The organism is Marinimicrobium hydrolyticum (assembly GCF_030848505.1).
Classification (GTDB): domain Bacteria; phylum Pseudomonadota; class Gammaproteobacteria; order Pseudomonadales; family Cellvibrionaceae; genus JAVDDU01.
Map to the genome: position 1 here is coordinate 58,476 of NZ_JAVDDU010000013.1, position 14,067 is coordinate 72,542.

At 55.5% G+C, this 14,067-nt stretch carries 12 protein-coding genes and 1 tRNA gene; 8 read left to right on the forward strand and 5 right to left on the reverse strand.

Annotation, left to right across the window (positions count from 1 at the left end):
• Nucleotides 1-205 precede the first annotated feature (205 nt).
• Nucleotides 206-2,035 carry an ABC transporter ATP-binding protein gene (locus RBH33_RS16735; protein ID WP_306733366.1) on the reverse strand — a complete coding sequence of 610 codons (1,830 nt, stop codon included), beginning with the start codon at nucleotides 2,033-2,035 and terminating at the stop codon, nucleotides 206-208.
• A 173-nt stretch (nucleotides 2,036-2,208) separates the two neighbouring features.
• Here RBH33_RS16735 and RBH33_RS16740 point away from each other — a divergent pair, with 173 nt between their 5' ends.
• The gene (locus RBH33_RS16740; protein WP_306733367.1) at nucleotides 2,209-2,601 is read left to right on the forward strand and encodes a hypothetical protein; all 393 of its coding nucleotides are present in this window, start codon (nucleotides 2,209-2,211) and stop codon (nucleotides 2,599-2,601) included.
• An 82-nt stretch (nucleotides 2,602-2,683) separates the two neighbouring features.
• On the opposite strand, the gene RBH33_RS16745 is transcribed toward RBH33_RS16740, so the two are convergent.
• Nucleotides 2,684-3,535 carry a pirin family protein gene (locus RBH33_RS16745; RefSeq protein ID WP_306733368.1) on the reverse strand — a complete coding sequence of 284 codons (852 nt, stop codon included), beginning with the start codon at nucleotides 3,533-3,535 and terminating at the stop codon, nucleotides 2,684-2,686.
• 38 nt (nucleotides 3,536-3,573) lie between these two features.
• Nucleotides 3,574-4,176 (reverse strand): FMN-dependent NADH-azoreductase, encoded by a 603-nt coding sequence (locus RBH33_RS16750; protein WP_306733369.1) that lies wholly within the window; start codon nucleotides 4,174-4,176, stop codon nucleotides 3,574-3,576.
• Nucleotides 4,177-4,305: 129 nt separating this feature from the next.
• On the opposite strand from RBH33_RS16750, the gene RBH33_RS16755 reads away from it, so the two are divergent.
• The gene (locus RBH33_RS16755; protein ID WP_306733370.1) at nucleotides 4,306-5,205 is read left to right on the forward strand and encodes a LysR family transcriptional regulator; all 900 of its coding nucleotides are present in this window, start codon (nucleotides 4,306-4,308) and stop codon (nucleotides 5,203-5,205) included.
• Between the two features lie 22 nt (nucleotides 5,206-5,227).
• Here RBH33_RS16755 and RBH33_RS16760 read toward each other — a convergent pair whose 3' ends face one another.
• Together RBH33_RS16760 and RBH33_RS16765 are read right to left on the reverse strand one after the other, a co-directional pair.
• Nucleotides 5,228-6,607, reverse strand: coding sequence for a class II fumarate hydratase (locus RBH33_RS16760; protein ID WP_306733371.1), 1,380 nt, complete (start codon nucleotides 6,605-6,607; stop codon nucleotides 5,228-5,230).
• Between the two features lie 23 nt (nucleotides 6,608-6,630).
• Nucleotides 6,631-7,494 (reverse strand): fructosamine kinase family protein, encoded by an 864-nt coding sequence (locus RBH33_RS16765; RefSeq protein WP_306733372.1) that lies wholly within the window; start codon nucleotides 7,492-7,494, stop codon nucleotides 6,631-6,633.
• 82 nt (nucleotides 7,495-7,576) lie between these two features.
• Between RBH33_RS16765 and uvrB the strand changes: the two genes are divergently transcribed.
• The 6 genes from uvrB to RBH33_RS16795 all read left to right on the forward strand — a co-directional run bounded on the left by uvrB (nucleotide 7,577) and on the right by RBH33_RS16795 (nucleotide 13,962).
• Nucleotides 7,577-9,601, forward strand: a complete 2,025-nt coding sequence (uvrB, locus tag RBH33_RS16770) for an excinuclease ABC subunit UvrB (protein WP_306733373.1) — start codon at nucleotides 7,577-7,579, stop codon at nucleotides 9,599-9,601.
• Nucleotides 9,601-10,233 (forward strand): alpha-ketoglutarate-dependent dioxygenase AlkB family protein, encoded by a 633-nt coding sequence (locus RBH33_RS16775; protein WP_306733374.1) that lies wholly within the window; start codon nucleotides 9,601-9,603, stop codon nucleotides 10,231-10,233. Before uvrB ends, RBH33_RS16775 begins: the two co-directional genes overlap by 1 nt.
• Before the next feature lie 317 nt (nucleotides 10,234-10,550).
• Nucleotides 10,551-11,204: a response regulator gene (locus tag RBH33_RS16780; RefSeq protein WP_306733375.1), complete on the forward strand. Its 654-nt coding sequence runs from the start codon at nucleotides 10,551-10,553 to the stop codon at nucleotides 11,202-11,204.
• 51 nt (nucleotides 11,205-11,255) lie between these two features.
• Complete coding sequence (gene uvrC / locus RBH33_RS16785; RefSeq protein WP_306733376.1) at nucleotides 11,256-13,097, forward strand: excinuclease ABC subunit UvrC; 1,842 nt, start codon at nucleotides 11,256-11,258, stop codon at nucleotides 13,095-13,097.
• A 128-nt stretch (nucleotides 13,098-13,225) separates the two neighbouring features.
• Nucleotides 13,226-13,786, forward strand: a complete 561-nt coding sequence (gene pgsA / locus RBH33_RS16790) for a CDP-diacylglycerol--glycerol-3-phosphate 3-phosphatidyltransferase (RefSeq protein ID WP_306733377.1) — start codon at nucleotides 13,226-13,228, stop codon at nucleotides 13,784-13,786.
• A 102-nt stretch (nucleotides 13,787-13,888) separates the two neighbouring features.
• Nucleotides 13,889-13,962, forward strand: a tRNA-Cys gene (locus RBH33_RS16795).
• Nucleotides 13,963-14,067 lie beyond the last annotated feature (105 nt).

The following is a 14,067-nucleotide window of genomic DNA, read 5'->3' on the forward strand; positions in this document are numbered from 1 at the left end:
AAGAACTCCGTAGCGTGATGCTACGGCGGGGCGTGCAGGGTGAGTGTTCAGCAAGCCTCAAAAGAGGGACCTTTTGAGGCAGTCCCCACGGATGGGTTCACGACGTTTGCTGAACATTCACCCTGCGCGACCCGAGAACCTTCTTACGAAGTTTAATTATTCCGGACAGTAGTGCGCCTTCGTGGGGATGGCAAATAGGGAGGTGTTAACCTTCGCCCAAAAATCCGCCCGATTGATGCGCCCACAGTTGCGCGTAAACGCCTCCGCTCTGAATCAGTTCGGAGTGGGTTCCTTGCTCAATAATGCGACCTTGATCCAGTACGATTAAACGATCCAATGCGGCAATGGTTGATAAGCGGTGTGCAATGGCAATGACCGTTTTTCCTTCCATGAGCTGATTCAAATTGGTCTGAATGGCGGCTTCCACTTCCGAATCCAGAGCAGATGTCGCCTCGTCCATAATCAGAATCGGCGCGTCTTTCAATAGCACTCGGGCGATGGCAATGCGTTGGCGCTGGCCGCCGGAGAGTTTTACGCCGCGCTCGCCCACATGGGCGTCGTAACCACGTCGGCCTTTGGCGTCGCTGAGTTCTTGAATAAAGTCGTGCGCCTCGGCCTGGCGGGCCGCTTCGATCATCTCTTCTTCACTGGCGTCGGGGCGACCATAGAGTAGGTTGTCGCGCACGGAGCGGTGGAGCAGCGATGTGTCTTGGGTGATCATTCCGATCTGTGCTCGCAAGCTCTCTTGCTGCACTTTGGAAATGTCCTGGTCATCGATCAGAATGCGACCTTTCTCCAAGTCGTAGAAGCGCAACAGCAAGTTCACCAGTGTGGACTTGCCAGCCCCGGAGCGGCCCACCAAACCGATTTTCTCTCCGGGCCGGATGTTTAGATTAAAGTCTTTCAATACTCCTTCGTCTTTTCCGTAATGAAAGCTGACGTGATCGAATTGCAGTTTGCCGTCGGTGACTTGCAGGGGTTTTGCGTCTGCTTGATCACGTACTGTGCGCACGGTGGAGAAGGTGTTGATGCCATCTTTGGTGGTGCCGATGTTCTCGAACAGGTTGGATACCTCCCACATGATCCATTGGGACATGCCATTGAGCCGCAATATGAGCCCCAGCGCGGCGGCGATGGCGCCGGTGGAGATGTTGCCGCCGTGCCACAGCCAGATGGCGAGCGCGGCCGTGCTGAAAATTAGCAACGCATTAATGGTCCACACGCCACTGCTCAAGAGCGTGGCCAGGCGCATCTGTGGATAAACGGTACCGAGAAAGTGGGACATGCCCGAGCGGGCGTAGTCCGCTTCCCGGCGGGAATGGGAAAACAATTTTACTGTGGCGATATTGGTGTAGGTATCGACGATGCGGCCGGTCATTTCCGAGCGGGCGTCCGCTTGCCGAGTCGCTACTTGCGCCAGGCGTGGCAGGAAGTAATACATCAGCCCTGCATAGGCGATAAACCAAGCGACTAAAGGCATCCCCAGACGGTAGTCCAGGCTGCTTAACAGGACAATCATGCCGGCGAAATACACCAAAATGTATACGGCGATATCCAATAACTTCATCACAGTTTCGCGGACTGCCAAGGCAGTTTGCATCACCTTGGTGGCAATGCGCCCGGCAAATTCATCCTGAAAAAAGCTAACGCTCTGACCGAGCAAATATCGGTGCGCCAGCCAGCGGATCACCATGGGGTAGTTGCCCGCCAGGCTTTGGTGAATCAATACCGAATGAAAAAACACTGTGATTGGCAGCACAATTAACACCAGAGCGCCCATCAGCAGCAATTGTGTGCCGTGTTGCGCCCACAGTTGATCGGGCTCGGTGGTACTGAGCCAATCCACCAGTACGCCCAAAAAGCTGAACAGAGCAATTTCGAGCGCTGCAATCACGGCGGCGAGCATAGCCATGGCTATCAGTAAGCCAGAGGCGCCACGGGTATAGTGGCGACAGAAAGCTACCAGGGTCTTGGGCGGACGCTCTGGCTCGTCGGGGGGGAAGGGTTTTAGCAGGCTTTCAAAAAAAGCGAACATGACGGTACGGCTCGATCAGTGGCACGGTGCAAAGCACAGGCAGGGTTTGGAAAAATAAGCCGGTTATAGTAACAGTCTTTTTTGGTGAAAAGGTTATCTCTGCGGTAGACTGATGCGACACGAGTGAGCGCAGCGTGCGCCTTACTCCATGATTTTGGAACGAGGAAAATGCCATGAGAAAACTGTTATTGGTCTTTGGCGCTGGCGCGCTGGGCGGTTTGATCAGCAGTCTGGTGATTTGGCAGTTTGGTTATACGGGTGTGAATCGAGCCTTGGGTGTGGCGATTGCGCCAGACCTTACCTTGAACTGGTTGTACCCACGTATTGTGTGGGGCGGCTTGTGGGGCTTTCTGTTTATTCTGCCGGTTTTACGCAGCCGTTTGCTCGCACAGACGCTGGTGTTTTGTTTGTTTCCGGCGTTGGCGCAGCTGTTTATTTTCTATCCATACCATACCAATGCGGGCGTTGCCGGTTTGAACCTCGGTATGCTGACGCCGGTACTGGTATTTTTCTTTTCCTGGGTGTGGGCGTTGGCTACGGCGGTTGCTTTGCGGCTATCTCGTTAACCCAAGGGACGTTAACCCAGTAGCACGTTAACCGAAAAGGGCGGCTATTGCCGCCCTTGCTTCTAGTCCTTCGACTTAGCCGTTAACTTGCCAAGCGACCCTGGCGGTAAGCTTCAATGGCTTCTTCAATTTCTTCGCTGGTGTTCATCACAAACGGGCCATATTGAGCGATGGGCTCACCAATGGGGCGCCCGGAGAGTATCAACACACTGACGCCTTTTGGTCCCGCGGTGAGGCTCAGCTCCGTGCCATCGCCCAGTACACCGGCATTACCGCTTTCCAGGCGGCGATTATCCGCACCAACTGCCACGTCTCCTTCAAACACATACAAGAATACATTGTGGCCCTGGGGTAGCGGTTGACTAAACGTGCCGTTGGGCGGCAAGCGCAGATCCCAATAGCGGGGCTGGGTGCTGAGCCCCTGAATGGGACCACTGACGGTAGTTCCTTCGGCGCTTACTTCCCCGGCGATGACTTTAATGCTGCCGCCGTCGCTGAGCTTCACAAAGGGAATATCTTCCGCCGGTATATCTCGGTATTCCGCCGGCTTCATTTTTTCGTCGGCGGGCAGATTGATCCACAACTGGAAGCCGTGCATCAGGCCGTTGTCCTGTTGAGGCATTTCGGAGTGAATAATCCCGCGGCCCGCGGTCATCCACTGCACGTCACCGCCTTTCAGGTCGCCACGGTTGCCCATATGGTCCTCGTGCAGCATGTGGCCTGCGAGCATGTAGGTGACCGTTTCGAATCCCCGGTGCGGGTGGGCGGGGAAGCCGCCAATGTAGTCATCGGCGCTGTCGGATTTGAATTCGTCCAACATCAAAAACGGATCCAGGCGCGTCCGTTGTGTTTGCCCCAAAGTGCGCTTGATTTTCACTCCCGCACCATCGCTGGTGGGGCGGTGCGGGATAATTTGCATCAGTTGGCGTTGCATATCGACTCCTGATTAAGTGTCGCTGACGTGGTGTGCGGTTAAGCAGCAGCGAGTTGTTCGATTTTGGCGGACGCTTTCTCCAGCGCTCTTTCTTTAGCGCCTCTCATGGCCATACCCTCAGCGTAAACGAACTGGGTGCTGTGCAAACCCAAAAAGCTTAAAAAGGTATTCAAGTAACCGGTCTGAGAGTCAGCCTCTGTGCCCTCATAGAGTCCGCCGCGTGCCGCGAACAAATACACGGGTTTGTCATCCAGCAGGCCTTCAGGGCCGTTTTCGGTGTAGCGGAAAGTTTCTCCAGAGCGGGCGACGTGGTCGAAATAAGCTTTCAGTGTTGAAGGGATGCCAAAGTTATACATGGGCACACCAATCACAATAATGTCCGCTTCCCGCAGTTCGTTAATCAAGGTGTCGGAGTAGGCGACGATCTCCTGCTGCTCCTCGGTACGCTTCTCCTCCGGCGTGATGAAGGCATGCAATCTTGCCGCATCCAGGTGTGGGACCGGGTGGCGGGCCAAATCCCTAACCTTAACGGTACCTTTGGGGTGGCTAGCCAGCCATTGTTCTACAAATCGGTTGGTCAGGGCGCTGGAGTAGCCGTCATCGCCTGAAAGGCTACTGTTGATCTGAAGTAATTTGGTCATCTTGAGTTCCTTGCGTGATGGGAATCATTAAGTTGCAACCATTAAACAATTTGACGGATGAATGATAAACAGGGATATTTAGCGCAGTTTGATCGAAAAATTCGATTGGTTTGGGTTTCAGGGGGGCTAATGGAACCGAAAGTGAGTCTGGAGCAGTGGCGCGCGCTGCTGGCGGTGATTGATGCGGGCAGCTACGCCAAGGCGGCTGAACAGTTGGGAAAGAGCCAGTCAGCGGTGTCCTACGCCATTCAGCAACTGGAAACGGCGCTGGGCGTGGCGGTATTTGAGCTTCAAGGGCGCCGTGCGGTGCCCACCGCGCCTGGCGAGCTTTTGTACCGGCGTGCCCGGCATTTGTTGGCGGAGGCAGAGCGGTTGGAAAGCGCGGCCTGCCGCCTGTCCGAGCAGGTTGAACCCTTGGTAGGTTTGGCAGGCGATGTGCTTATTCCCCCGGAAAAGATCCTGGCTGGCTTGGCGGAATTTGCCGATGCCTTTCCCGAAACCCGGGTGGAGTTTTACGAGTCAGTAATGAGCGGCACCGACGATGCGTTGGTCCAGCGGCGAGTGGATTTGGCCGTGGCGGCACGGGTGCCGCCGGGTTTTGTCGGGGACTATCTCATGCCCGTGACGTTTTACGGGGTGACCAGCCCTCAACACCCTTTACAGCATTTGGGGCGGCCGGTGACGTTTGAGGATTTACGTCACCACCGACAAATGATTGTGCGGGATTCAGGTATGCACCGGCGCCATTCCGAAGGCTGGCAGGAAGCGGAACAGCGGTGGACCGTCAGCCACATCAAAACCTCCCTGGCGGCCGTGCGTATGGGTTTAAGTTACGCCTGGTTGCCGGAAGCCTATTTGCGTGAAGCGCTGGCCAACAATGAGCTGAAGCTGCTGCCCATGGAGGCGGGCGCTGAGCGGGTCTATTCTCTGTACCTGATTTTTGCCGATCGAGATTTGGCCGGCCCAGCCACTCGGCACCTGGCTGAGGTGTTGCGGCGGCACCTTTCTGAGCGCGCGCCGCAGGCCTAATTCGCCGGTAGTTTTCATCAACCTAACCGGGCAGGCCACCGTTGGTCAGTTTCTGCGGGTCCAGCAAACGCTGTAACTCTTCCAGGCCCAGGTCTGTTTCCTCATCCGCTACGTCAATAATGGGACGACTTTCCGCATAAGCTCGCTTGGCGATGGCCGCGGCCTTTTCGTAACCGATAATGGGGTTGAGTGCGGTCACTAAGATGGGGTTACGGGCCAGGGCGTGGTTTAAGTTGTCCTGACGTACACGGAAGCTGGCAATGGCTTTATCGGCCAGCGCCCGGCAGGCGTTGCTCATCAACTCAATACTGTTGAGCAGGTTGTGAGCGACCAGTGGCAGCATCACATTCAGTTCAAAGTTTCCGGACTGTCCGGCGACGGTGATGGTTGTATCGTTCCCCATCACTTGCGCCGACGCCATGGCTACCGCTTCTGGAATAACCGGATTAACTTTGCCAGGCATAATGGACGAGCCGGGTTGCAAGGCTTCCAATTCAATCTCGCCAAGCCCCGCCAGGGGGCCTGAGTTCATCCAGCGCAAATCATTCGCCATTTTCATTAAACTGGCGGCCAGGGTTTTCAGTTGGCCGGATGTGCTGACGGCCACATCCTGGCTGCCAATGGCGGCAAAAAAATTATCGCTGGTGACAAACTCCAGGCCGGCGTTCTCGCTCAGTTTTTCCGCAAAAAGCCCGGCAAATTCCGGGTGCGCGTTGATGCCGGTTCCCACAGCAGTACCGCCTTGTGCCACCTGTGCCAGTTGCCCCAGGGAGTGTTCCAGGCGGTGGTGATTGCCCGCAATTTGACTGGCCCAGCCGCGCAGCTCCTGTCCCATGGTTACGGGCATGGCGTCCATCAGGTGAGTGCGTCCGGTTTTTACTACCTCTTGCAATTGTTCGGCTTTGCCCAGCAGCGTACCGTGCAAATGTTCCAGTGCGGGTTGCAGCTGGTTTTGAATGGCCAGAGCCGCACTGACATGAATGGCGGTGGGAATGACATCGTTACTGCTTTGACTCATGTTGACGTGATCGTTGGCGCCGATGGGCTGGCCCAATGCTTCGCTGGCCAGATGGGCGAGCACTTCATTCACGTTCATGTTGGTGCTGGTTCCGGAACCGGTCTGAAAAACGTCCACCGGAAACTGATCTGAGTGCTCACCCGCGATCAACTGGTCGCAGGCATCGACGATTGCACCGGCCATTTTGGAATCCAGCAGTTCCAGTTCGCTATTGGCTTGTGCAGCGGCTTTTTTGATGTGCGCAATGGCGCGAATGAAGCTGGCTGGTAGGGGCGTATTGCTCAGGGTGAAATTGTCCACCGCCCGTTGCGTTTGAGCACCGTACAGGGCATCGGACGGGACCTTGATCGTACCCATGCTGTCGGACTCGGTGCGGTATTTCATAAAGATCATCCTTATTACGACGGTTAGGTGTAGTGACTTAATACCATAGAGACTTGAGAGTGATAGCTGCTACCGAAAAGGTTTAGGTGATTCAGTAGGTGATAGAGATTGTAAATCGGGACCCGCTCTTCCCAACCGGACTCCAACGGACGCACTTGTTGGTAGCTGTGGTAAAAACGTGCGTCAAAACCGCCAAACAGTCGCGTCATGGCTAAGTCAGCCTCCGGCCAGCCCCAGTAACACGCTGGGTCGATCAGTACCGGGCGGTTTTGGAGGTCGCTGTGGATGTTGCCCGACCAAAGATCGCCATGGAGTAGGGCGGGTGTCTGTTCTGGAATCAGCTCAGGCAAGCGCGCACACAAGCGCTCCAGCTGTGCAAGCTCATCGGCCGCCAGGTGGCCCTGCTCAAGAGCGAGCTCGCCCTGGTAGAGCAATCGCTCGTGAACAAAAAACTCATGACCATTGTCATAGCGCGGGTTGGGCTGGAGTGTGCGTCCGCAATAGTTGTTTTGAGTGAAACCAAAGCACGGGCAGGCATCACTGTGCAGGCGCGCCAGCTGTGCGCCCAGATTCGTCCAGTAATCGGCGGTTTGGCTGCCGGGTGGAATGTATTCGAGCGCTATGAAGGTTTTATCAAAAGCGTAGACGTGCGGAACCCGCAGGTTCCCGTTGCGGCGCAAAGCGGCTAGCCCCTCGGCCTCAGCGGAGAAAAAATCCTCCGGCGCAGCGCTTTGGTGTTTAACGCAAAAGCGTCGGCCGTCGTCGGTGGTAATCACCTGCGTTCGGCAAATATCACCGCCCGAGAGTGTCTGCCACCCCACAATCTGGGTGCTTTCCTCTTGCTCGAGCCACTGTTCAAGCTCGGTTTTGGGTTTCTCGGTGCTCATGGCGTTATCTGTGTTTTTGATCAGTCGTTGCGATACAATAGGCGACTTGCTATCCGTCAATCATCCTGCAAGAAACTCTTCTATGTCGAAACAGTTCGTAGTGCAAAGTTCGTTTGAGCCGGCAGGTGATCAGCCTACGGCCATCGCCGGCCTGGTAAAAGGTTTGGAGGCCGGTTTGGCGCACCAAACATTGCTCGGCGTCACTGGCTCGGGTAAGACCTTTACTATTGCCAATGTGGTGGCCAGTGTCCAGCGACCTACGTTGATTATGGCACACAACAAAACTTTGGCGGCGCAGCTGTACGGAGAGTTCAAAGAATTTTTCCCCAATAACGCCGTTGAGTACTTTGTATCCTACTACGATTACTATCAACCTGAAGCTTATGTGCCATCATCCGACACGTTTATTGAAAAAGATGCGTCGGTCAATGAGCACATTGAGCAAATGCGCTTGTCGGCGACGAAGGCGCTTATGGAGCGTAAAGACGCCATCGTAGTGGCCACCGTCTCTGCCATTTACGGCTTGGGTGATCCCGACTCCTACTTGAAAATGCTGCTGCATTTGGTGCGCGGCGATCACGTGGACCAGCGGCAAATTTTGCGCCGGCTCGCTGAGCTGCAATACACACGTAATGATATGGATTTTGCTCGTGCCACTTACCGTGTGCGTGGGGATGTCATCGACGTTTACCCGGCGGACTCGGATTGTCATGCGTTGCGTATTGAATTGTTTGACGATGAAATCGAGCAGTTGTCAGTGTTCGACCCGCTGACGGGTGAAGTGATCCAAAAGGTTCCGCGCTTCACCATATATCCAAAATCTCACTATGTCACCCCGCGCAGTACCGTCCTGGATGCGGTGGAAAACATCAAATTGGAGTTGCGTGAACGGCTAGAGAACCTGCGGGACAACAATAAGCTGGTTGAGGCGCAACGACTGGAGCAGCGCACCCGTTATGACCTGGAGATGATGCAGGAGCTGGGCTACTGCAATGGTATTGAAAACTACTCCCGTTATCTCTCAGGCCGCGAACCCGGTATGCCGCCGCCCACGCTGTTTGACTACCTGCCGAAGGATGCGCTGCTGGTGGTAGATGAGTCACACGTCACCGTGCCGCAAATTGGCGCCATGTACAAAGGCGACCGCTCGCGCAAGGAAACCCTGGTGGAATACGGTTTTCGTTTGCCCTCGGCGCTGGATAACCGGCCCATGCGCTTTGACGAGTGGGAAAGTACCTCGCCCCAAACCATATTCGTATCCGCCACACCGGGCCCCTACGAGAACGAACACGCCGGGCAGGTGTTGGAGCAAGTTGTGCGGCCCACCGGCCTAGTGGATCCGGAGATCGAAGTGCGCCCGGCCACGAATCAGGTGGATGACGCATTGTCGGAAATCCGCTTGCGCGCGGATAAAGATGAACGGGTACTGATTACCGTGTTGACCAAACGCATGGCTGAGGATTTGACTGAATACCTGGCCGATCACGGCGTGCGCGTGCGTTATTTGCACTCGGATATCGACACGGTTGAGCGGGTGGAAATTATCCGGGATCTGCGTATCGGCCACTTTGACGTACTGGTCGGGATCAACCTGCTGAGAGAGGGGTTGGATATGCCGGAAGTGTCCCTGGTGGCGATTCTGGATGCGGACAAAGAAGGCTTTCTGCGCTCGGATCGCTCCTTGATCCAGACCATGGGCCGCGCCGCCCGCAACCTCGCCGGTAAAGCGATCCTCTATGCGGATCGAATGACCAACTCCATGCAGCGGGCGATCGACGAAACGGAGCGGCGCCGAAACAAACAGCTGGCCCACAACATCAAGTACAACATTACACCCGTCGGTATTCGCAAAAAGGTGTCCGACATCATGGAGGGTGCCCACGTGCCAGGCGCAGGTGGGCGCAATGCGCGCAAGTCCGCCGTGGCGGAAAAACAGGCCAAGTATGCCGTCGAGCTTGAGGGTGGCGATGTGTGGAAAACCATCACCAAGTTGGAGCAGGCGATGCAGCAGGCGGCCAAGGACTTGGAGTTTGAAGAGGCGGCTCGCTTGCGCGATCAAATTGAGCGCTTAAAACACCAAAGCTTTGAAGTGGAAGTGCGCCGCTGATGGCTGAAGGGCATCAGCCATCCTTGTTCGAGACTTTAGGCGGGGATGAGCCGGAGCTGTTGGTTAGCCAGGACGGAGATGTACGCCTGTATCGGCAATGGTTCGATTCGGTCCAGGCCGATGACTATTTTCGGCGTTTGCACGCTGAGTTGGCCTGGCAGCAGACCATTATTCGCATGCACGGGCGTAAAGTGCCGGTGCCGCGTCTGGATGTTTGGTATGGGGATCCGGGGCATAGGTATCGGTATTCCGGCGTGGATTTCGACGCTTTACCTTGGACGCCAACTCTGGCGGAGATCAAGCACAGCCTGGAAGCGCGGCTAGGTCACCGCTTTAACAGCGTTTTGGCGAACCTGTATCGGGATGGGCGAGATAGCGTTGCCTGGCACAGTGATGACGAGCCGGAACTGGGCGCCAACCCAGTGATTGCATCGGTTAGTTTGGGGGCCACACGGCGCTTCAGCCTTCGCCACAAGGCCCGCGCCTGGCCCACCGTGCGCCAGGATCTCCCCAACGGCTCGGTGCTTTTAATGGCGGGCGCCACACAACACCATTGGCAGCACCAATTGGCGAAAACCGCACGGACTGTGGGCCCGCGCATCAATTTGACCTTCCGCAGCGTTTTCCAGTAATCTTTTATGCCTGATGATTCAGGCGCCAAGGGGGCTTCGGGCCCTCTGGCAAGTTTCTGACCCGTGTTGCGGGCACTTTTATGGTGTCTAGCTCTGGCACTTGGGCAGGCAACCAACTACAATTCTACCGTGGCTAGCAGGGTTGCCGGGGGTAAAGGCAGCTGAGTGAGTCTCCTTTCCTTTGACGCTCATAAGTTAGTGATCCAGAGTCCGTATCAAGTGCACATTCGCTGAGTACTTCGCTTGAAGTCCTGCGGTGCAAGACCGGCGCATAAAAAAAATACTGTTTGACTGCCGTAGGCTGTTTGGGGGCTGAGTTGACTAAGATATTGGTAGTGGACGACCATGATTTGGTACGCATGGGCATCGCTCGTATGTTGGCCGATGTACCAGGTTTTGAAGTTGTCGGAGATGCAAAAAGCGGCGAAGAGGCCGTGTCCAAAGCGCGTGAGCTGAAACCCGATGTAATCCTCATGGGTGTCAAAATGCCCGGCATGGGCGGCCTGGAAGCGACCCGTAAACTCCGTCAGGTTAATCCCAAAGTCAAAATCATTGCCGTTACGGCCTGTGATGACAGCCTTCATCCGACGCGGCTGATGCAGGCGGGCGCGGTGGGCTACGTGACCAAAGGGGCGGACTTCAGCGAAATTACCGATGCCATCAATCGCGTCATTCGCGGCGACCTGTACATGAGTAACAGCATTGCCCAGCAGCTCGCGCTCAAGAATTTCAGCGGCGATAAAGATCAAGGTTCACCCTTCGAGAAACTCTCCCAGAGGGAGCTGCAAACCGCCATGCTCATTGCGAATGGGCAGAAAGTGCAGGATATTGCCGATATTTTCTGCGTCAGCCCTAAGACCGTGAACAGCTACCGCTACCGTATCTTTGAAAAGCTGGATATCAACAGCGATGTGGAGCTGACTCTGCTGGCGGTTAAGCATGATTTTCTCGATCCCGAGGCTGTTGTTTAATAAGCTCTCCGCGCCGACCACCCTTGTGTACTCATAGAGTACAATAGCCGAATGACCGATGAAGTAACCGTTCCCGAGCCGTTTGACGCGGCTCGCTTCCTGGCCAATACCACCGCACAGCCTGGCATCTATCAAATGTTTGATGCCAAAGGCCAGCTGCTCTATGTGGGTAAAGCCAAAAACCTGAAAAAGCGATTGGCCAGTTATTTTCGCAAAACAGGCTTAAGCCCCAAGACCGCCGCGCTGGTGGCGCGCATCCAGCAGGTGGAAGTCACGGTCACGGCGAACGAAACCGAAGCGCTGATTCTTGAGCACAATCTGATCAAGAACAACCGCCCGCCTTACAACATCCTGTTGCGGGACGACAAATCCTACCCCTACATTTTTATCTCCAGCGGAGAAACGTTTCCACGCATTGGCATGCACCGCGGGGCCAAGAAAAAGCGCGGCGAGTACTTCGGCCCATACCCCAATGCCGGAGCGGCGCGCGAGAGCCTGAGCTTTTTGCAGAAAACGTTTAAGACGCGCCAGTGCGAAGACAGTGTGTACAAAAATCGCTCACGTCCATGTTTGCAGTATCAAATCAAACGCTGCACGGCGCCGTGCGTAAACTTCGTCACCCCGGAAGACTACGAAAATGATTTGCGCCACACGCGCCTGTTTCTGAAGGGCGAGAGCGATACGCTGATGCGTGAGCTGGCAGACCAGATGGACAGCGCGGCGCAGGCTCTAGATTTCGAGCGCGCCGCCGAGCTTCGTGATCAAATTACCGCGTTGCGCAGCGTTCAGTCCCAGCAGGTTATTGAAGAAGGCAGTGGTGATCTGGATATCGTTGCCGCGATTCTGGAGTCAGGCTTGATTTGTGTGCACATTTTGTTCGTGCGCCGCGGAAGTATTCTGGGTAGCCGAAGCTTCTATCCCCAGGCCAGCTTGGTTGAGTCGGCCGCGGAAGTGCTGGGCGAGTTTTTGCCGCAGTTTTATTTGGGGCAGGGCCGGGAGATACCCCGGGAGATCATCACCAACCAGCCGATGGAAGACGCTGAAGTGTTTAGCGCGGCTTTGCGTCAAGCGTCAGGCCGGCAGGTACAAATCAGCCACAAGGTGCGCAGCCATCGTGCGCAATGGTTGCAAATGGCCACCACCGCGGCGCAGCAGAATCTACAAAGCCGCATCAATAGCCGCAAGAACAGTATGGAGCGGTTTATCGCGCTTCAAGATGCCTTGGGTTTGGAGGATGTGCCACAGCGGCTGGAATGTTTCGATATCAGCCACAGTAGTGGCGAGCTGCCCCAGGCATCTTGCGTGGTATTCGACACTAACGGCCCGCTCAAGTCGGATTACCGCCGCTTTAATATTGAGGGCGTCACCCCGGGAGACGACTACGCGGCCACGGCTCAGGCGTTGCATCGGCGCTACACGCGCTTGCAAAAAGGCGAGGGAAAGTTGCCGGATATTTTGCTGATTGACGGTGGTAAGGGGCAGTTGCGCAAAGCCGTAGAAGTGCTGGATGAGTTGGGCGTGACGGGTGTGCAATTGCTCGGTGTGGCCAAAGGCACCACCCGTAAGGCTGGGTTCGAAACGCTGTTCTGGGCGGAAACCGGTGAGGAAGTGGGCATGCCCGCGGACTCTCCGGCGCTGCATCTGATTCAGCACATTCGCGACGAGGCGCATCGGTTTGCCATTACCGGCCACAGGGCGCGCCGGGACAAACGCCGAAAAACTTCCACCCTGGAGGATTTGCCGGGTATAGGTGCGACACGGCGGCGCGAGCTATTGCGTCACTTCGGCGGTTTGCAAGAAATTCAGCGCGCCAGCGTCAACGAGCTGAGTAAGGTGCCGGGTATCAGTCAGCGTTTGGCGGATGATATTTACGCCTATTTTCATGGCGATTAGGCGGCCGTGACTGACGGCGAGCCGGTGGGTGTAGTATCATCGCGCTCAACTTTGGATTCCCGATGCATTTCCTGAACGCTGAGCCCATGTTTCAATCATCGTTCAACAAATAGAGAGCTCCGCTTTTCATGACGCTGGCCAACCAACTGACACTGCTGCGACTTGTTCTTATTCCACTGTTCGTGGTGGTGTTTTATTTACCATTTGGCTGGGCGCATTTTGCCTCTGCGATGATTTTCAGTGTCGCGGCAATCACCGATTGGCTGGATGGTTATGTAGCTCGTAAGTACGATCAGAGCACGCCCTTTGGCGCCTTTCTGGACCCCGTGGCCGATAAGCTGATGGTTGTGATTGCGCTGGTTTTGCTGGTGACTTTACACCACGATTCAATTTGGGTGGTTGGAGCGGCTATTATCATCGTCGGAAGGGAGATCGTTATTTCCGCGCTGCGCGAGTGGATGGCGAAGCTGGGGCAGGGCGCCAGTGTGGCCGTCTCTTACATTGGCAAGGTCAAGACGACCCTGCAAATGACGGCCTTGATCGTGCTGCTGGCGAATATCCCCATGTTGTTGATTATCGGTTATATCGCTCTATTCGGGGCGGCGGGCCTGACTTTGTGGTCTATGGTAATTTACCTCAAGGCCGCGTGGCCTTATCTGTTGCCGGATGAGGAGAACTCTGAATCCTGAGAACGGAAGAGGGGGCTTTCAGAATCAATTTCTTGGGCAAGTGCCAGAAATTACTAGGATTTTTTTCCTGATTCCGCTAGAATTCCGCCCTCTTCAAGCCAAGGCGCGATAGCAAAGCGGTTATGCTCTGGATTGCAAATCCAGCTAGGCCGGTTCGACTCCGGCTCGCGCCTCCACTTTTCCCTTATCCTCACTGTGTGGATAACCCCCTGGCCGGGTGGTGGAATTGGTAGACACGAGAGACTTAAAATCTCTTTCCCGTATGGGAGTGCGGGTTCAAG

Excerpts from the sequence above, each read along its gene's own strand:
- RBH33_RS16735 (WP_306733366.1), bottom strand. The coding sequence starts at position 2,035 with ATGTTCGCTTTTTTTGAAAGCCTGCTAAAACCCTTCCCCCCCGACGAG.
- uvrB (WP_306733373.1), top strand. The coding sequence starts at position 7,577 with ATGTCGAAACAGTTCGTAGTGCAAAGTTCGTTTGAGCCGGCAGGTGAT.
- RBH33_RS16765 (WP_306733372.1), bottom strand. The coding sequence starts at position 7,494 with ATGAGCACCGAGAAACCCAAAACCGAGCTTGAACAGTGGCTCGAGCAA.
- uvrC (WP_306733376.1), top strand. The coding sequence starts at position 11,256 with ATGACCGATGAAGTAACCGTTCCCGAGCCGTTTGACGCGGCTCGCTTC.
- pgsA (WP_306733377.1), top strand. The coding sequence starts at position 13,226 with ATGACGCTGGCCAACCAACTGACACTGCTGCGACTTGTTCTTATTCCA.
- RBH33_RS16775 (WP_306733374.1), top strand. The coding sequence starts at position 9,601 with ATGGCTGAAGGGCATCAGCCATCCTTGTTCGAGACTTTAGGCGGGGAT.
- RBH33_RS16760 (WP_306733371.1), bottom strand. The coding sequence starts at position 6,607 with ATGAAATACCGCACCGAGTCCGACAGCATGGGTACGATCAAGGTCCCG.
- RBH33_RS16745 (WP_306733368.1), bottom strand. The coding sequence starts at position 3,535 with ATGCAACGCCAACTGATGCAAATTATCCCGCACCGCCCCACCAGCGAT.
- RBH33_RS16755 (WP_306733370.1), top strand. The coding sequence starts at position 4,306 with ATGGAACCGAAAGTGAGTCTGGAGCAGTGGCGCGCGCTGCTGGCGGTG.
- RBH33_RS16740 (WP_306733367.1), top strand. The coding sequence starts at position 2,209 with ATGAGAAAACTGTTATTGGTCTTTGGCGCTGGCGCGCTGGGCGGTTTG.
- RBH33_RS16750 (WP_306733369.1), bottom strand. The coding sequence starts at position 4,176 with ATGACCAAATTACTTCAGATCAACAGTAGCCTTTCAGGCGATGACGGC.